Source organism: Micromonospora sp. WMMD967, assembly GCF_029626165.1.
GTDB lineage: Bacteria > Actinomycetota > Actinomycetes > Mycobacteriales > Micromonosporaceae > Micromonospora > Micromonospora taraxaci.
The window spans coordinates 4,604,296-4,621,752 of sequence record NZ_JARUBK010000001.1 but is presented as its reverse complement, the minus strand read 5'-3'; the positions used below and the strand labels follow the sequence as shown (position 1 = coordinate 4,621,752).

Here is a 17,457-nt window from a genome sequence, read left to right as displayed (position 1 = left end):
CGGTCAGCGACGCTCGGACGACACGGGACGTCGGGTGCCGGTGGGCGCGTCGGTCTCGCCGGCCCGGGAGAACCGCACACCCTCGTCGGTGAGCCTGCCGTGGCGCATCAGCAGCACGTCGCGGGGGTAGTTCTGGTGCAGCCGCCACGGCGCGTTCGCACCCTGCTTGGGCAGCGTGTCGACGGCGCGCAGCACGTAGCCGGAGCGCAGGTCGATCAGCGGCACCCGCCCGTCGTCGGGCGGCGCGAGCGGCGTGACGACCTGCTGGCCGGTGCGGTCCAGGTGCCGCAGCAGACGGCAGACGTACCCGGCGACGAGGTCGGCCTTGAGCGTCCACGACGCGTTGGTGTAGCCGAGGGTCAGCGCGAAGTTCGGCACCCCGGACAGCATCATGCCCTTGTAGGCGACGGTGCCGGCGAGGTCGACGTCGACGCCGTCCACCCGCAGCGTCAGGCCACCGACGGCGAGCAGGTTGAGCCCGGTCGCGGTGACCACGATGTCGGCGGGCAGCACGTCGCCGGAGGTCAGCCGGACACCGTCCGGGGTGAAGGTGTCGACGGTGTCGGTGACCACCGACGCCCGCCCCTGCCGTACGGCAATGAACAGGTCACCGTCGGGCGCGACACAGAGCCGCTGGTCCCACGGGTCGTAGCGGGGTGAGAAGTGCCTGTCGACGTCGTACCCGACCGGGAGGCGGCCCGTGGCGGCCCGGCGCAGCGTCCGCCTCACCAGGCCGGGCGCACGCCGGCTGAGCTGGTAGGTGACCGTGGAGAGCAGCACGTTCTTCCCGCGCACCAGCGGATACGCGGCGCTCGCCGGCAGCCAACGCCGCAACGCGTCGGCCAGCCGGTCCCGCGAGGACAACGCCATGACGTACGTGGGTGAGCGTTGCAGCATCGTCACGTGGGCGGCCCGCTGCGCCATCGCCGGCACCACTGTCACCGCTGTGGCGCCGCTGCCGATGACCACCACCCGCTTACCGGTGTGGTCGAGGTCGTCGGGCCAGTGCTGCGGGTGCACCAACCGTCCGGCGTACGCGTCGACGCCGGGCAGCGGCGGTGTGTAGCCCTCGTCGTAGCGGTAGTAGCCGGTGCAGGCGAACAGGAACGAGCAGGTCAGCACCACTGTCTCGGCGGTGTCGGCCCGCTGCGCGTACACCGTCCAGCGGGCGGTGGCGCTGTGCCACTCGGCGCGCAGCACCCGGTGTCGGAAGCGGATGTGCCGCTGCACGTCGTACTCCCGGGCGGTCTCGCGGACGTACTCCCGGATGGTCGTGCCGTCGGCGATGGCCTCCGGGGCGGTCCAGGGCTTGAACGCGTAGCCGAGGGTGAACATGTCCGAGTCCGAGCGGATGCCCGGGTAGCGGAACAGGTCCCAGGTGCCGCCGACGGCGTCGCGTGCCTCCAGCACCGCGTACGTCTTGCCCGGGCAGTCCCGGGTCAGGTGGCAGGCCGCGCCGATGCCGGACAGGCCGGCGCCGATGATCAGCACATCGACGTGGTCGGAGGCCATGACATCCCTCCATCCGGGGCGGTGGACGGACCCTAGCACCGCACTCGGACGGCCGGAACCTGCTAGTCGGACGCGCGCGTGAAGATCATGATCCAGTTGGTTTCCCAGGTCTGCTCGCCGTCGACGGAGAACGCCTGCTCCCAGCGGGCGGTGGTCGCGCTGATGTCCGACCAGATGAAGCGGCACCGCACCGGTCGCCCCTCGTGCTGGTCGTCGGCGTAGAAGTGGCCGACCCCGTTGACGAAACGGCCCACCATCGGCGGCTGCTCTAGCACCCCGCTGCCGCTGGTCATCCAGTAGATCGACCATTCCTGCCGGGCCGGGTCGAAGATCCGGATCGTGGCGCCGGCGGAGCCCTTGGTCGGGAACGTGATCTCGTCGAAGTGGCCGCCTCCGGCGAAGAAGCCGTGCGCTACCGACACCCCGGGGAACTCCTCCCAGTCGTCCGAGCCGACCAGCCGCTCGCGCAGCCGCCGGTTGACGACGTTCCAGGTGCCGGTGAAGAAGTCGAAGTCGCCCATCAGTGGCCTACCGGCCCTTCCGCTCGTGTGTCGCTCAGATAGCCGGTCAGGTCGGGGCTCTCCGGCGCCAGCATGTGTCGGACCCAGGCGGCCCGCTCGTGTTCCAGCACCGCCAACTCCCACACGCAGCCGACGGCGGGTCGACGCACCTCGATGAAACGGGTCGGGTCGTCGTCCGGGCAGTCCAGCGCCGATTGCCCGGCCGCGGCGACACGGACCTCCACCGCGTTGTCCCACACCCAGGTGTACGCCAGCAGGTACGCGCCGGTGTCCGCGCCCCGGTGCAGCACCACCCACCCGGCGGCCGGGGTGCCGTCGTCCACGACGTCGGCCAGCAGCGCGGGCAACAGGTCGTACGCCGCCTTCTCCACCTCCGGCTCGATACGCTGTTCCGGCTGGTCGATGTGGTAGCGCTTGAGCTGTCGACCGTCCACCCTGATGAGTCCCGGTGTGCTCAGATCCTTGTCCCTGAAGGCCATGCCGGGACAGTAGGACCACGCCCCTGACAGTTAGTGTCAGTGAAGTGCGGGCCAGTCGACTTCTCTCCGTCCTGATGCTGCTCCAGACACACGGTCGGCTCACCGCCGCGCAACTCGCCGACCGGTTGGGCGTCTCCCCCCGCACGATCTACCGCGACGTGGAGTCGCTGCACGCCGCCGGCATCCCGCTCTACGGAGAGGCCGGGCACGCCGGCGGCTACCAACTGGTCGACGGCTGGCGGACCCGCCTGACCGGGCTGACCGCCGAGGAGGCCGACCGGCTGTTCCTGGCCGGCCTGCCCGGCCCGGCCGACGAGCTGGGCTACGGCGACGTGGTGGCCGCGCTGCAACTCAAGCTGCACGCCGCGCTCCCCGCGCCGCTGCGCGACCGGGCCACCCGGCTCCAGCAGCGCTTCCACCTCGACGCGCCCGGCTGGTACGCCGACGGTGACGCCTCGCCGGAGTTGGCGCGTACGGCCGAGGCGGTCTGGCGACAGCACCGCGTCGAGGTGCGCTACCGGAGCTGGAACGGTGAGGTGACCCGGGTGCTGGAGCCGTACGGCCTGGTGCTCAAGGGTGGCCGGTGGTACGTGGTGGCCGACCAGCCCGGCCGGGGCGCGCCGGCGACGTACCGGGTCAGCCAGATCCTCGCCCTGACTCCGCTCCCGCAGGAGTTCGACCGGCCCGCCGACTTCGACCTGCCGTCGTGGTGGCGGGCGCACGTGGTGCGGTTCCGCGCCCGGCTGCACCGCGACGAGGCCACCGTACGGCTCTCCCCCGGCGGTCGCGAACGGCTGCGGGAGATCGCCGGCGATCCGGTGGTGACAGCTGTGGAGTCCAGCGCCGGGCCGCCGGACGCGCGCGGCTGGGTGACCGCGGTGCTGCCGATCGAGTCGCTCACCCATGCCCATGGTGAGCTGCTGCGCCTCGGCGCCGACGTCGAGGTGCTGGCCCCGGCGGCGTTGCGCGAGCGCCTGGCGGCCACGGCGGCCGGCCTCGCCGCGCTCTACTCGACCGGCTGAACCGACCGGCGCCTCCACAATGGAGGTGGCCGAGGGCATCGATTGTCGGCATGGTGTGCCACCCTGGGTGCGGTCTCCCAGCGGTCACCGGAGGTGAGGGTCACGTTACGGCTACACGCACTGGTCGCCGTCCCCGGCACCGGGCCGGTGACCCTGGACGTCCCCGCCGGCACGCTCGCCGCCCTGGTCGCCCCGCCCCGGTTCGGCACCGCCGTCGCCCGGGTGCTGGTCGGCCTGGCCCCTCCGGTGACCGGTCGCATCCTGGTCGGTGACCGGGACGTCACCGCGCTGCCGCCGCCGCGTCGGCAGATCGGCTACGTGCCGGCCGGCGGCGCGCTCCTGCCGCAGCTCACCGTGCGCCGCAACATCGAGTACGGCCAGCGCAAACGCGAGCGTGTGCACGAGGTGGCCGACGACTGGACGACCACCGTCGTCGACCGGCTCGAGTTGGCGCTGTCGCTGACCCTGCTGCCGCACCAGATCTCCGCCGCCCAACGGTTCCGGGTGGCCCTGGCGCGGGCGGCGGCCTGCCTGCCCGAGGTGCTCGTGGTCGACCTGCCGGCGGGCTCGGCCGGCGACAGTCGCCTCGCCGACCTGATGCCCCGGCTGTCCCCGCCGGAGGCGCCCGGGGTGGCGGTGCTGGTCTGCACCGCCGACCCGGCCACCCTGGCCGAGATCCCGGTGCGGCACGAACTGGTCACCGAGCCGAGCGAGGCGACCCGATGAGACCGTCCGCCCGTACGAGCCGTCGCGCCCTGTTGCGCGCTGCCGCCGCGAGCGTCGCCGCCGCGGCCGCCGGCTGCTCCGGCGGGACCCGGTCGGTGCAGGTCGCGGTGGTCTGGAGCACCAGCGAGCTGGACCGGTTCCGCCAGGTCGTCGGCGACTACCCCGGCGGTTCGGTGCAGGTGGTCAGCGCCGGCAACGACATCGACGCGTTCCTGCGGGCCCGGCACCTCGCGGGCACCAGCCCGGACGTGGCGATCCTGCCCCGCCCCGGCCTCGTCACCGAGTACGCCCAGCGTGGCTGGCTGAGCCCGGTGCGTCCGTCCAGCGAGTACGCGGTGCCCAACGGGCTGGGCGACCTGCTGACCGCCGACGGCCGGCGCTACGGCGTGTGGGTCAAGGCGGCGCACAAGTCGTTGGTCTGGCACCTGCCGTCGATGCTGCCCGAGCAGCCGACCGACTGGGACGGGCTGGTCGAGCGCACCCGACAGCTCGGCGCGAACGCCCGGCGTGACGGCGGCCCGGCACCCCTGGCCATCGGCGCCGCGGACGGCTGGGTGCTCACCGACTGGTTCGAGAACGTCCTGGCCGACGTGGCACCCGAGAGCTACGACGCTCTCGCCCTTCCGGACGCGGACTGGCAGGGCAGACCGGTGCGGGACGCCCTGGACCGGCTGGCCGGGCTCTGGAGCATCGACGGCGCGTTCCTGGGCGGCGGCCGTCGTGCCCTGCTCACCCAGTACGAGGAGTCGGTGATCCAGGTGGTGTATTCCCGGCGCGCGGTGATGCTCTGCGGGGCGGACTTCACCGCCGACGTCGTCGGCCCGTTCCAGCGCGGCCCGGAAGCACCCACCACGTTCCCGTTCCCGGGCACCCGACCCGGAGACGGCCCGTTGATCGTGGGCGGCGACGCGGCGGTGGCGTTCGCGGGCTCCCAGGGCGGGGCGGAGCTGGTCCAGTGGCTCACCAGGGCCGATTCGTTCCGGCCCTGGCTGCGCGCCGGCGGCTACCTGTCGCCCAACACCAACGTGCCGATCACCAGCTACACCGATCAGGTCGGTCGGAAGCTCGCCCGGGAGATGCAGGCACCCGGCACGCTGCGCTTCGACCTCTCCGACCAGTTGCCGGGCGCGTTCACCGGCTCGGACGGCGTCGGCATCTGGCGCATCATGCAGGGCTTCTTCGCCGACGTCACCGACGGTGTCAGCGCCAACGAGGCGATCCGCCGCGCCACCGGTCAGCTCGCCCTGGCGGCCCGCAACGCGGGCGGCGGCCGATGAGCCAGCCGCGGGTCCTCGGCGAGCTGGCCGTGCTCGACGACGTCGGGCCGCCCCGGCGGGGGCGTGCCTACCCGGCGGCGGGGGCGACCTCGGCGCTGTTGCTGCCGGCCGCCGTGCTGCTCGGTGGGCTCGTGCTGTGGCCGGTGCTGCGGACCATGCACGCCAGCGTCACCACCGACGGCCGCTGGGTCGGCGCGGAGCACTTCCGCACGGCGCTCGCCGCCCCGGGCACCGGCGCGGTGGTCGGCCGGACGGTGCTGTGGGCGCTGCTGGTGCCGGCGGTCGTGACCGCGCTGGGCTACCTGCTCGCCGCCGCGTCCCGCCGCTCCGAGGAGGGCGGCCTGGTCCGCTTGATCCTCCTGGTGCCGGTGGCGTTGCCGCTGGTCGTCACCGGGGTCACCTTCCGGCTGATGTACGACCCCGACCCGAGCCGAGGTCTGGCCACCCTGGTAGCCGCCCGACTGACCGGCCGCTCGGCCGAGGATGCGCCGCAGTTGCTCGGGCCAGGGCTGGTCACCGTGGCGTTGATGTCGGCGTTCGTCTGGGCCTGGGTGGGCCTGGCCGTGCTGGTGTTCCGGTCCGCGCTGGACACGGTGCCGCCGAGTCTCGCCGACGCGGTCCGCGCCTACGGCGGGCGGCGTCGGCACGTCCTGTGGGACGCCCAGTGGCGGCCCCTGCTGCTGCGGACAACGGCTGTGGTCTTCGCGCTGGTGGCGGTCGGCACCAGCCGCACGTTCGACCTGATCCTGGTGATGACCCCCGGCTCGGTCCGGGACGAGGCGTCGGTGCTCGCGCTACGGATCTGGCAGACCTCGGGGGGCACCACCACCGGCGACGGCGCCGCGCTCGGCGTGGTGTGGCTGGTGGCGGTCGTCGGCGGGATCATGGTGGCCGCGCTCTTCGTCCGGCAGGCCTGGCCGCCGCCGCGCGCCGAGGCGTCCCCGCAGCCAGGACCGGTCGCCCCGCCCCGGCGGGTCATCCGGCTGCTCGCGGTCGGCGCGGCGGTGGCGTGGCTGGTGCCGCTCGTGGTGCTGGTCGCCACCTCGGCACACGGCAGGGTCGACGCAGCGGCGCGTGGCTGGTGGTCGACTGCGCCCGACGGCGAGTCCTACCGGAATCTGGTCACCGGCACCGAGTTGTGGCGCACGTTGGGCTTCACGTTGCTCCTGGCCACCGCGGTGACCGCCACGGTGCTGGTGGTCGCGCTGCTGGCCGCGTACCCGCTGGCCTGGTTGACCGGGCCGGCCGCGCAGGCCACCGGGCTGTTGCTGCTGGCCGCCAGCGTCGTGCCGATCCAGGTCATCGCCGGCCCGGTCAACGAGGTCCTCGGCCTGGTGCTGTCCTCCGGCACCTCCCAGGGCTTGGCCCTGGTGCACACCGCGTTGGGTGTGCCGTTCGCCGTGCTGGTGCTGCGCAACGCGTTCGCCGACCTGCCCGTCGAGCAGGTGCGCGACGCCCGGCTGGGCGGCCGTCGGTGGTGGCACACCCTGCGCCGGCTGGCCCGCCACAACCTGTCGGCGGTGGTGGCGGTGTCCGTGCTGGAGTTCGTCCAGGTCTGGAACGACCTGGTGGTGGGCCGGCTGTTCAGCGGGCCGGGGGCGTCGCCACTCGGGCCGTTCCTGGCCGAGCAGACGCGCAGCTTCGTGAGCAACAGCGGTGCGCTGGCCGCCAGTTCGGTGCTCGCCTCGGTGCTGCCGGTGGTGCTGGTGGTGGTGTCGCGGCGGCACCTGGTCGCCGGGCTCGTCTCCGGGGGTGTCCGCTGACCAGGCCGGGCGGTGGTCGCCGCAGTCCGCGCTGGCCGGCGCTGATCGCGATCGGCGGGGTGGTCAGCGGCGTCCTGGCCAACGTGGTCAGCAACCTCGCCAGCAACCTGCTCTCCGAGTTGGCGGCCAGTGTGCTCGGGCCGACGAGCATCGCGCTCGCCGTCGGCGGCATCATCGGCTTCGTCGTGTACGAGGTCCGTCGCCGCCGGGCCGACCGGGACGTCGACCCGGAACCGACGGACGTGCTCACCACGCCGGCCGCCGGCGCGCCGAACCTGCCCTACACTGCCGAGTTCACCGGTCGTGGCGAGCACGTCGAGGCGGTCGTCGAGCTGCTCTCCCGGGAACACGCGGTGGCGGTGCTGGGCCGGCGGGCGGTGGGCACCTCCGCGTGCGCAGTCCAGGCCGCGAACCTGTGCCGGGACGACTTTCCGGACGGGCAGTACTACCTCGACCTGCGCCGACACGGGCGGCCCCGCTCGGCCCAACAGGTGCTCACCGCGCTGGCCCGGATCCTGGGCACCGCCCCGCCGACGTCCGGGCGACCGGACGCGCTCGTCGCCGCCGCCGACGCGGTGCGCGGCCAGCTCGACGGCCGCCGGATCCTGCTGGTGCTGGACAACGTCGACCGGCCCGACCAGGTCCGGCCCCTCCTTCCGCCGACCGCGCGCACCTGCCGGCTGCTGCTCGCCGGCGGCCCGGCGCTGATGGGGCTCAAGGGCGTGGTCGCCCACTGGATCGCCGAGCCGGGCACCTCCGAGGCGGTCGAGTTGTTCGCCACCGCGGGCGGGGCCGCGCCCGCCGCCCGGGTCCGCCGTGCCGATCCGCGCACCGACCCGGCGGTACGCGACATCGTCGACCTGTGCGGCCGACAGCCCCGCACCGTCCGCGCGCTCGGTTATCGCACCGCGCAGCACGGCTGGCGACACGCCGACCTGCTGGACGCGCTGCGCCGCGCGGTGCAGACACCACCACACCAGCGGCTCACCGTGTCGCCGGCCGCACGACTGATCACCGAACGGGACACCGCGTACCGGTCGTTGAGCCGCGAGGCGCGACGGTTGTACCGGGTGATGTCGCTGATCCCCGCCCCGGTCGACCGGCCCACCATCGCCGCGCTCGCCGGCCGACACCCCGAGCGGGTGACCGCGCTGCTCGACCAGTTGGCCGCCGCGGCGTTCGTGGTCGGCGCACCCGGGGACCGGTACGAGATCCGCCCGCTGCTCGCCGACAGCGCCCGACTGCACCTGCGCGACGCCGATCCGGTCCGGGCCCGGGTCGCCGCGCAGGCCCGGTTGACCCGGCACCTGGCGCGCCGGGCCGAACGGCACGCGGCCAACCTGGCGGTGCTCGGCGCGCCACCGGACCGGGAGTGGTCACTGCCGCTGGACGACGACCCGTACGGCTGGTTCGACCTGCATCAGGAGCTGCTGCTGGCGGTGGTGCGGGTGCCGTCCGGCGCGGCCGAGACACTGCCCCGACGGGTACGCCGGTGGTGGTTCCGGCTGGCCGTGGCGCTCTGCGGGTGGCTGGCGTACGCCGAGCGGCTCGACGAGTGGGAGCAGGTCTGCCGCACCGTGCTGGCCACCCCGACCGCCGACGACCGACCGGAGATCGCCGGGTGGGCGCACAACGAACTGGGTGTGCTGCGTCGGCGTCGGCACGATCCCCACGGGGCGGCGGCCGCGCTCACCCTCGCGGTGAACGAACGCGGACGCGGGGGCACTGCCCAGGCCCGGATGAACCTCGGCCTGGCCCTGCTGGATCTGGGGCAGTTGGACGACGCGGTGGAGCACCTGGAGATGTCCCGGAGGCACCGCTCCGGGGCGGACCGGGCCGGGCACGCCCTCACCGACCTGGGTCTCGGCGCGGCGCAGCTCGCCCGGGGTGAGCTGGACAGCGCACACCACCACCTGGTGCGGGCGGCGAACACCTTCCGGTCGGTGGGTGACGCCCGGGGGTACGCGGCGGCGTTGACCAACCTGGTGCTGGTGCACGCGGGTCTCGGCGAGCACCTGGACGCCGCGCAGGCGTGGCGGGCGGCGCTGCGCGAGTACGAGTCGGTCAACGACCCGACGAGCCGGGCGACGGCCCTGCTCAACGCCGGGGCGACGCTGCTGACCAGCACGCCGGGGCAGGCGCGGGTGGCGTACGACCTGCTGGCCGAGAGCCGGCGGCTGCGCGAGGAGACGCAACCCACGGCGGGGCTGGCGCGCACCCTGCTCTACCTGGGTGACGCCTGCGCGGCGCTGGGCGAGCACGCGGAGGCGCGGCGGCACTGGGCGGACGCGGCGTCGGTCGCCGAGGAGGTCGCCGACGGGCAGGCGCTGGCCGCCGCCGACGCCCGGCTGGAGGACGACGCTGCGGACCGCGTGACGTAGGTCGCTCGGCTTGGCCGGTGGCACGCCTCTGGGAGACTCTGTGATCGTGGACGCGCTCGCGGTACGGGGACTCAGTCGCAACTTCGGCAACCTGGTGGTGCTCGACGACGTGAGTTTCACACTGCCGGCGGGTCGGATCGCTGTGGTGCTGGGCCCGAACGGCAGCGGCAAGACCACACTGCTGCGCTGTGTGGTCGGCGCGGACCGGCCGGACGCGGGCGAGGTGCTGGTGCAGAGCCGACGGGCCGACGAGACCGACCCGCAGGTGCGGGCGTTGATGGCCGCCGCCCTGGACGACATCGACTTCTTCCCCGACCTGTCCGTGGTCGAGCACCTGGAGTTGGTCGCGTACGCGCACGGTGGTGACGCCGAGCCGGTCGAGGAGGTCCTCGCCGAGCTGGGCCTGGAGGCGGCCCGCGACCAGTTGCCGGTGACGCTGTCCAGCGGGCAGCGCCGCCGGCTGGCGCTCGCCTCGTGTTTCGTCCGCCCCCGTCGGGTGCTGATCCTGGACGAGCCCGAGCAGCGGCTGGACGTCCGTGGTCGGCAGTGGCTCACCGAGCGGCTGCTGCGCGAACGCGAGGCGGGCACGGCCGTGCTGCTGGCCTCGCACGACCCGGAGCTGATCGACGCGGTGGTCGACGAGCGCATCGAGATCGGCCGGTGACCGCCCCGACGGCCACGATCGCCGACGCGCCGACCGGCGTGCCCACCGCCCGGCAGCTGCGGACGCACCTGCGCAAGGCGCGCAGCCGGCACCACGACCATTCCCTCGGCGACGTGCTGGGCGACGCGTACGTGATCGTCCTGTTCACGGGCATGTACGGGTGGTTCGCGGTCAGCGCCAGCCGTGACCTGCTGGACTCCCCCACTGTGGGGCAGGCCGAACCGGGCGTGCGCTGGTGGTTGGCCGTCGCGGCGCTGCTGGCCGGCGCCGGCCTCGCCTGGCGGGGTCTGCGCGCGCTCGGGCCGCTTCTGGTGACCCCGGCCACGCAGAGCTGGGCGACCAGCGCGCCGGTCGACCGGCGGGCCTGGCTGGCGCCGCGCTTCGTGCTGCTGCTGATCGGCGCGGCGGCCAGCACCGCGGCCCTCGGCGTGGCCGTCGCCGCGCTTGGCGGTGTCAGCGATCCGGGTGCCCTGGGCTGGGCGGCCGCGGCCGGCGCGGGGTGGGGTGCGGCGGCGCTGGCGCTCAGCGTCGTCGCCCAGAGCAGCCGGGCCGGTCGACGGTGGCCGACGCTCATCGGCGTGGTCCCGCTGGTCGCGGCCGCCGTGATCACCGGCGCGGTGGTGCTCGTCGGGGGCCTGGGCGACGCGCTGCCCCGACCGACGACGACGCCCACCATCGCGCTGTTCGCCCTGGCGGTGCCGCTCGTGGGCCTGGGCACGGTCCTCGCGGTACGCGCGCTGCCCCGCGTCGACCGGGCCACGCTGACCACCGGCGCCCAGTTCGCCAACGCCGCCTCCACGGCCATGATCCTGCTGGACCCGAGTCTCCTCGCGGGGCTGGTGGAGAGCCGGCGGTGGCGTCGGGTCGGCAAGGTCCGCAGCAGCCGGTTCCGGCCCGGTCCGGGCTGGTGGACGCTGCTCCAGGCCGACGTACGACGACTGCGCCGCCACCCGAGCGCGGTGCTGATCTGGGCGGCGCTGATCGGGGTGCAGTACGCTGCCGCGCTCGCCATGCCCGGGTTGGCCGGGGCCGCTCAGGTGGTGTTCGCGTACCTCGCCGTCGACCGGCTGACCGGTGGTCTGCGGTCGGTCAGCCGCTCACCCGGGCTGCGTCGGGCGCTCGGGGGCAGCGACAATCTGCTGCGCGGCATCCACGTGGTGGTGCCGGCCGTCGGCGCGGCTCTGTGGTGGTTGCTGACGGTGCCGACCGTCGACCCGGGGCCGGCGTGGCTCGCGCCGACGCTGGCGCTCGGGGTGGTGGCCGCCGCGTTCCGGGCCGGCACCCGCCCACCGCTCAATTACGGCGGCGCGACCGTCAACACCCCGTTCGGGATGGTCCCTGTCGACCTGCTGCGTCAGGGTTCACGGGGGCCGGCGCTGCTGGCCGTGCTGGTGCTGGTGCAGCTGTTCCTGGGCTGACCGGCCAGCACCCTCGACCGGCCAGCCCGGGCGATCAGCCGTCGAGGCGGCGGACCATGTTCATGATGGTCTCCACCTGCGCGCCGCCCTTGATCGGGAAGTTGGTCGCGCCGAGGTAGCCCCACCAGTCCCAGCAGCCGTTCGGGTTGCTGAGGCTGGTGCCCGCCTGCGGGTAGAGGACGATGAGGTTGTTGGTGTCGGCGTACTGGTTGAGGTTGGCCCGGTCGACGAAGGCCGTGCCCACCGCGCCGGATCCCTGCGCGCAGCCGTGCAGGGCGACCAGCAGCCGGCACGACTGGCCGGCCGCGCAGGCCGACGGGACGTAGGCGTAGCCGTTGGCGTCCATGCTCAACCCGTTGGCCCAGCCGTTGACGGCGAAGGTGTTCTGGTTGAAGCGGACGAGCGTGCCGCCGAGCGCGCCGGTGTTCGGTGCGTTCACCCCGCCGAGGAGTTTGCGCAGCAGCGCGTTCTGCGGGTCGGTGCCGCAGTCGTTGAGGAAGGGCGACGCGGTCGCCGTGCAGCCGAGCGTGCCGTACGGGGTGACCCAGGAGTGACCGGCGGCGGAGCCGCTGTCGTACTGCACGCTGGCCCCGAAGTGCTGGTAGTAGCGGGCCAGGTCGTCGGTGACGGACTTCTTGACAGTGGTGTCGTTGACGCCGTGGAACACGTACACCGGATCGCCGGACAGGTTGCCGACCGGGTCGACCCAGCCGTACGACGCCCACGTGCGGGTGTAGGCCTGCAGGGCGGAGAGATTCGTCGGGTACGCGTTGTCGCCGCAGCCGTACAGCGCCTGCGCGACGGTGTTCTGGGAGCAGTAGTACGGCCCGGCGGCGAACACGGCCGCGCCACGGATGCGGGACGAGTAGGCGACGTGCAGTTGGGTGGCCATGTAGCCACCGGAGGACACACCGGCGACGTAGACGCCGGAGACGTTGTAGGTGCCCAACGACCCGGCGACCGGGGTCTTGGTGGACGGGGTGGCGGCCTGGGCGGGGGTGGCGGTGGTCAGGGCCAGCAGAAGGACGGCGGCGAGGGTGGTGGCGATCTTCCGCGGTGTGGACATGGGCGCTCCTCGGCAGCGCCGACAGGGGCGTCGACGCGCGCCGAAGCTACCGTGACATAGACCACATCAGATATGAGGGCGGCCGACACGTTCGCCGCCACCGGTGTGGTCCCTCAGGCGGTGTCGCCGGGGGCGAGGTGGCGGTAGCCGGGGATCGTCTCGCCGAACCAGCCGGCGACGCTGGCCAGGCCACGCTCGTTGAGCTGCGCGTCGTGGATCGGGTGGGCCGCGGCGGCACCGACGGCGGCGGCGAACCTTATCGCCTCGTCCAGGCGCAGCCACGACCCCTGGGCCGGCACGAGCACTGTGCGTACGGGCTCGTCCGGCACGTGCAACGAGTCACCGGGGTGGTAGAGCCCGTCACCGACCAGGTAGCCCAGGTTGGGGCAGTCCGGCTGCCCCTCGTGGATCGCCGCGTGCCGGCCGCCGTGGGCACTGACCTCGATGCCGGCCGCCGTGAAGCGTTGCCCCGCGCGGACCCGGGTCACCGGCAGCGGCGCGAGGTCGGGCAGTCGGGCACCCTCCGGGGCGTACACGGGGACGCCCAGGCCGGCGAGGCGCAGCACGTCCACGTGGTCGGTGTGCTCGTGGGTGACCAGGACGGCGTCCGCGCCGACCAGGGCCGCCGGCTCGCTCCACGTCCCCGGGTCGATCACCAGCACCCCGCCGTCGTGCTCGACCCGGACGCAGGCATGGGTGAACCGTGTGATCCGCATCCGAGGACGGTACGCCGCCGGTGTGACGGTTGGGCCGCGCCGGTCACAGCGGTTCGACAGCCGCCGTACGCAGGATGTAGAAGAACTGGGCGACGAACGCGACGAGGGCGGTCACCACCCCGGCCGGGATCGCCAGCACGTGTCCGAGCCCGGCCAGACCGGCCAGCAGGGCGACACCGAGGCCGAGCAGCACCGCGTTCACGGCACCGACCAGAGCGGCAGTGGTGAGCAGGAACTCCCACCACCCACGCTTGATGCCGACCAGCTTCCAGGCCGAGCGCATCGTGCCCTCGTCGGTGACCGCATCGCTGAAGAATTCGTGCTCGCCGGCGAACCGGTGGTGGTAATAGGCGCGGATGCGTTGGATCCGCCGCAGGTCCAACGCGTTCTCGACGGTGGTCTCGACCAGCCGCAGGAAGGTCAGCAACCCGACGACGAGCAGGGTCGGGAGCACCGCGCCGAGGTACGGCTGGAGCAGCGTCTCGTTGGTGGCCACGAAACCGAGCCCGATCAGGGCTGCCGACAGGACGGACAGGAAGATGGTGGCCCGGCCGGTGGCCTCGGCGATCGTGCCGGCGCGGGCGCTCTCCAACGCGTAGTGCTCGGTGGTCAACGCGCTGAGCAATGCCTGTTCGCGTTCACTGTCGTCCACCGCGCCTACCCTCCGTGGTCGCACCACCCCGTTACCGTCACCCTATGAGGGGTGGAGTCGGTCCGGGCGACGAAACCATCGCCCGCGAACGGGGCAGCGGCCGGCGGAGCCGGCACGTATCGTCCGCGTTCCGGATCGGTGGGCGGCGGCCGGGCCGGCCGACGGCGGAAGGGGATCGGATGCCGGGGTGGGCTGGTCGAGGTGGCCGGCAGCGGCGCGCCTTCGGCGTCGGTGGGGCGCTGCTCGGGGTCGCCGTGGTGATGCTGCTGGCCGCGTGGCGCAGCACGGGTTTCCTCAGCGACCTGTTGCTCAACCTCGGGGCCAGCGTGGTGCTCGCGGCCATCTCGTACGTCATCTTCGACCCGCTGTTCGAGGAGGCCCGCAAGGCCCGGGTGCAGGAGCACCTGAGCTTCGACCAGCAGGCCTTCGTGACGCGGCTGCACCGTTCCGGACGCCGGGTCCGCATCCTCGACACCTGGACGATCCTGCTGGAGCAACGGCACCGCGAGGAGACCCTGACCGCGATCCGGGCGGCGCTCGCCAACGGCGCGCAGGTGCAGTTGCTCCTGCTCGACCCGGACTGCACCGCCGCCCAGCAGCGCACCGAGGAGTTGGAGCGGCAGCGGGTGGACGTACCGCGGCAGATCCGCACCAACCTGCGTCACCTCGCCGCCTTCGCCGACGCCCTCGACAGCCGTCTGCGGCACCGCCTACAGGTCCGGCTCTACGACGCCTCGCCGTCGATCCAGCTCTACCAGTGGGACGGGCGGGCGCTGATCTCGTTCTTCCCGATCGGGAAGCTGTCGTTCAACGTTCCTCAACTGGAAGTCGACATGGACAGCCCGTGGGGCGGTTTCGTGCACGCCCGGTTCGAGGAGCTGTGGGAGCACGACCAGGCCACCCTGGACCTGGGACGGTACTGGTCGGTGACTGTCACCCTGCGCCACGACGACTCGGACGTGGTGGAGGTCCGCGTGCCGTACGTGACGGTGGACGGGCAGCACTTCGTCGACTGCCGTGGCTTCCGGGTGACCGGGCCGCTGACCGTGCGAGCCGTGTTGCCACCCCGCGCACCCGGGGCGGCGCCCGCCGTGTTCGCGCTGGCGGAGCCGGCCGATGGTGACCACACGCCAGCCGAGATCGTGAAACGCCACTTCGACCAGAAGTACGGCCACGACGACGGCGGCCGGGCTGTCTATCGGCTGGTGCCGCCGCCGGGCGCCTTCCGTACCCCGGAACCCCGTTCGGCGGCGGCCGGGGACAACCACGGACGGTGACCCCCGACGGTCCGGTCGGTGCGGTGCGCGGAACAATGGAGGCCTCGCCCGCACCAGGAGGACGCCAGCGTGTCATCCAGCCCCGCACCGCCACCGCAGTCGGCGCAGTTACGCGCGGACTGCGGGCGCTGTTTCGGGCTGTGCTGCGTGGTGCCGGCCTTCTCCGCGTCGGCGGACTTCGCCATCGACAAGCCGGCCGGGCAGCCCTGCCCCAACCTGGGCACGGACCACCGGTGCGGCATCCACACCGAGCTGCGGCAACGCGGCTTTCCCGGCTGCACGGTGTTCGACTGCTTCGGCGCCGGGCAGCGGGTCGCACAGGTCACCTTCGGCGGGCGGGACTGGCGGGACGCACCGGAGACGTTGCCGGCCATGGCGGAGGCGTTCGCCGTGCTGCGACCGCTGCACGAACTGCTCTGGTATCTCGACGCGGCGATGACGCTGCACCCGCCGGCCGACCTGCGTGACGAGCTGGAGCACGCCCGTGCCGAGACCGCCGCGCTCACGGCGGGTGACGTGGCGCGGCTGCGCGCGGTGGACGTCGCCGCGCACCGGGCCCGGGTCAACCCTCTGCTGTCGCGGGCCAGTGACGTGGCCCGCTCCCCCGCTGGCGTCGACCACCGGGGCGCGCACCTGCTCGGCGTCGACCTGCGCCGGGTCGACCTGCGCCGGGCCAACCTGCGCGGGGCGCTGCTGATCGGTGCCGACCTCCGCGACGTCGACCTGGGTCTCGCCGATCTCACCGGGGCGGACCTGCGCGGGACCGACCTGCGCGGGGCGGATCTGCGCCGCACTCTGTTCCTGCACCAGGCGCAACTGGACGCCGCCCGGGGTGACACGCGTACCGGCGTGCCGGCGACGCTCACCCGGCCGGCGCACTGGACGGCGCTGCCGCTCACCCCGGTCCGCCAGCCGTCGCCGGCCGGCACTGCCGCCCGGCGCGGCCGGCGACGCTGACAATCCGTCCGCCCCGAACACCCTCGAATCGAGCGCCCGGCCACCGCTGACGACGCCCCCACACCGCAAGGTTTCGGCCGGGACGACGCCGGGTAGCCAGCGCCGACGCTGACCGGTATCGACGGGGGGGCACGGCGTGGGTTTCCGAAAACGCGACGGTGAGCTGCCGGGCGACCCGCAGCACAGCGAGGACGAGGCCGGCCAGGTGCCGCTGGTGCAGGTCGAGGCGGACACCGAGGTGCCGGCGCCGGCCGACACCGACGTGCGCCCGGACATCGTGACCGAGGACAACAGCTCGGGCATGACCGGTGGCTCGTCCGGCAGCAGCGGTGGCGGGTCCAGCATGCCCGGGCATCCGGACGCGACCCGCTGACGCTCAGCGGCTGGAGAGCGCGGCCCGCGCCTCGGTCATGCCCTTGTTGGCCAGCCCGTCGGCCCGCTCGTTCTCCGGGTGACCGTTGTGCCCCTTGACCCACAGCCAGGTGACCTGGTGTCGCTCGCAGGCCGCCTCCAGCCGCTGCCACAGGTCGGCGTTCTTCACCGGCTGCTTGGCGGCGGTCTGCCAACCGTTGCGCTTCCAGGACGCCAGCCAACTGGTGATGCCGTTGCGCACGTAGGTGCTGTCGGTGTGCAGCTCCACGGTGACCGGCCGGTTCAGGCTCTCCAACGCCTGGATGGCCGCCATCAGCTCCATCCGGTTGTTGGTGGTCGGCGTGGCCTCGCCGCCGCACAGCTCCCGCTCGTGGTCGCCGTAGCGCAGCAGCGCGCCCCAACCGCCCGGCCCGGGGTTGCCACTGCACGCCCCGTCGGTCCAGATCTGCACGCCCCTGCCGGCCGCCGCGTCCACCATGCCCGGCAACCTACCGCGCGGTGACGTCGTCCTCGCTCCCCGGGGGCCTGGGCGCGCCGCCGCCGTGGAGGCCGATGCGGCAGTGAGCGGTATACCTCAGAGTCATAAATATGACTCTGAGGTATACCGGTCTCCAGCACATGGGCGTGGCAGCCGGCCAACCCTGATGGGGAGCC

At 73.4% G+C, this 17,457-nt stretch carries 17 protein-coding genes; 10 read left to right on the top strand and 7 right to left on the bottom strand.

Features of this window, described 5'->3' with window-relative positions; translation table 11 throughout:
- Window positions 1-3 precede the first annotated feature (3 nt).
- The 3 genes from O7631_RS20720 to O7631_RS20710 form a co-directional block, all read right to left on the bottom strand.
- Window positions 4-1,512: an NAD(P)/FAD-dependent oxidoreductase gene (locus tag O7631_RS20720; protein ID WP_278145751.1), complete on the bottom strand. Its 1,509-nt coding sequence runs from the start codon at window positions 1,510-1,512 to the stop codon at window positions 4-6.
- Between the two features lie 62 nt (window positions 1,513-1,574).
- Entirely contained in the window at window positions 1,575-2,033 is a 459-nt protein-coding gene (locus tag O7631_RS20715) for a hypothetical protein (RefSeq protein ID WP_278145750.1), read from the bottom strand.
- Window positions 2,033-2,512, bottom strand: coding sequence for a hypothetical protein (locus O7631_RS20710; protein WP_278145749.1), 480 nt, complete (start codon window positions 2,510-2,512; stop codon window positions 2,033-2,035). Before O7631_RS20710 ends, O7631_RS20715 begins: the two co-directional genes overlap by 1 nt.
- Window positions 2,513-2,556: 44 nt before the next feature.
- Here O7631_RS20710 and O7631_RS20705 point away from each other — a divergent pair, with 44 nt between their 5' ends.
- The 7 genes from O7631_RS20705 (at window position 2,557) to O7631_RS20675 (ending at window position 11,763) form a co-directional block, all read left to right on the top strand.
- Window positions 2,557-3,534 (top strand): YafY family protein, encoded by a 978-nt coding sequence (locus O7631_RS20705; RefSeq protein ID WP_278145748.1) that lies wholly within the window; start codon window positions 2,557-2,559, stop codon window positions 3,532-3,534.
- A 93-nt stretch (window positions 3,535-3,627) separates the two neighbouring features.
- Window positions 3,628-4,260 carry an ATP-binding cassette domain-containing protein gene (locus O7631_RS20700; protein ID WP_278145747.1) on the top strand — a complete coding sequence of 211 codons (633 nt, stop codon included), beginning with the start codon at window positions 3,628-3,630 and terminating at the stop codon, window positions 4,258-4,260.
- Complete coding sequence (locus O7631_RS20695) at window positions 4,257-5,537, top strand: extracellular solute-binding protein (RefSeq protein ID WP_278145746.1); 1,281 nt, start codon at window positions 4,257-4,259, stop codon at window positions 5,535-5,537. The genes O7631_RS20700 and O7631_RS20695 overlap by 4 nt, the downstream gene beginning before the upstream one ends.
- The gene (locus O7631_RS20690; RefSeq protein WP_278145745.1) at window positions 5,534-7,300 is read left to right on the top strand and encodes an ABC transporter permease subunit; all 1,767 of its coding nucleotides are present in this window, start codon (window positions 5,534-5,536) and stop codon (window positions 7,298-7,300) included. Before O7631_RS20695 ends, O7631_RS20690 begins: the two co-directional genes overlap by 4 nt.
- Window positions 7,301-7,359: 59 nt before the next feature.
- Window positions 7,360-9,681: a tetratricopeptide repeat protein gene (locus tag O7631_RS20685; RefSeq protein ID WP_278145744.1), complete on the top strand. Its 2,322-nt coding sequence runs from the start codon at window positions 7,360-7,362 to the stop codon at window positions 9,679-9,681.
- 40 nt (window positions 9,682-9,721) lie between these two features.
- Window positions 9,722-10,345, top strand: coding sequence for an ABC transporter ATP-binding protein (locus O7631_RS20680; protein WP_278145743.1), 624 nt, complete (start codon window positions 9,722-9,724; stop codon window positions 10,343-10,345).
- Complete coding sequence (locus O7631_RS20675) at window positions 10,342-11,763, top strand: DUF6297 family protein (protein ID WP_278145742.1); 1,422 nt, start codon at window positions 10,342-10,344, stop codon at window positions 11,761-11,763. The genes O7631_RS20680 and O7631_RS20675 overlap by 4 nt, the downstream gene beginning before the upstream one ends.
- A 34-nt stretch (window positions 11,764-11,797) precedes the next feature.
- Here O7631_RS20675 and O7631_RS20670 read toward each other — a convergent pair whose 3' ends face one another.
- From O7631_RS20670 to O7631_RS20660, 3 genes are all read right to left on the bottom strand, one after another.
- A complete protein-coding gene (locus O7631_RS20670; RefSeq protein WP_278145741.1) occupies window positions 11,798-12,829 on the bottom strand; it encodes a PHB depolymerase family esterase in 1,032 nt (343 codons plus the stop codon).
- A gap of 113 nt (window positions 12,830-12,942) precedes the next feature.
- Window positions 12,943-13,545: an MBL fold metallo-hydrolase gene (locus tag O7631_RS20665; protein WP_278145740.1), complete on the bottom strand. Its 603-nt coding sequence runs from the start codon at window positions 13,543-13,545 to the stop codon at window positions 12,943-12,945.
- A gap of 43 nt (window positions 13,546-13,588) precedes the next feature.
- Complete coding sequence (locus O7631_RS20660; protein ID WP_278145739.1) at window positions 13,589-14,197, bottom strand: hypothetical protein; 609 nt, start codon at window positions 14,195-14,197, stop codon at window positions 13,589-13,591.
- 179 nt (window positions 14,198-14,376) lie between these two features.
- Here O7631_RS20660 and O7631_RS20655 point away from each other — a divergent pair, with 179 nt between their 5' ends.
- The 3 genes from O7631_RS20655 (at window position 14,377) to O7631_RS20645 (ending at window position 16,804) form a co-directional block, all read left to right on the top strand.
- Complete coding sequence (locus O7631_RS20655; RefSeq protein WP_278145738.1) at window positions 14,377-15,474, top strand: DUF5919 domain-containing protein; 1,098 nt, start codon at window positions 14,377-14,379, stop codon at window positions 15,472-15,474.
- A 69-nt stretch (window positions 15,475-15,543) separates the two neighbouring features.
- On the top strand, window positions 15,544-16,431 hold the full coding sequence (locus tag O7631_RS20650; protein WP_278145737.1) for a pentapeptide repeat-containing protein: 888 nt from the start codon (window positions 15,544-15,546) through the stop codon (window positions 16,429-16,431).
- Window positions 16,432-16,567: 136 nt separating this feature from the next.
- Window positions 16,568-16,804: a preprotein translocase YidC gene (locus O7631_RS20645; RefSeq protein WP_088989852.1), complete on the top strand. Its 237-nt coding sequence runs from the start codon at window positions 16,568-16,570 to the stop codon at window positions 16,802-16,804.
- Window positions 16,805-16,807: 3 nt separating this feature from the next.
- On the opposite strand, the gene rnhA is transcribed toward O7631_RS20645, so the two are convergent.
- On the bottom strand, window positions 16,808-17,281 hold the full coding sequence (rnhA, locus tag O7631_RS20640) for a ribonuclease HI (RefSeq protein WP_278145736.1): 474 nt from the start codon (window positions 17,279-17,281) through the stop codon (window positions 16,808-16,810).
- Window positions 17,282-17,457 lie beyond the last annotated feature (176 nt).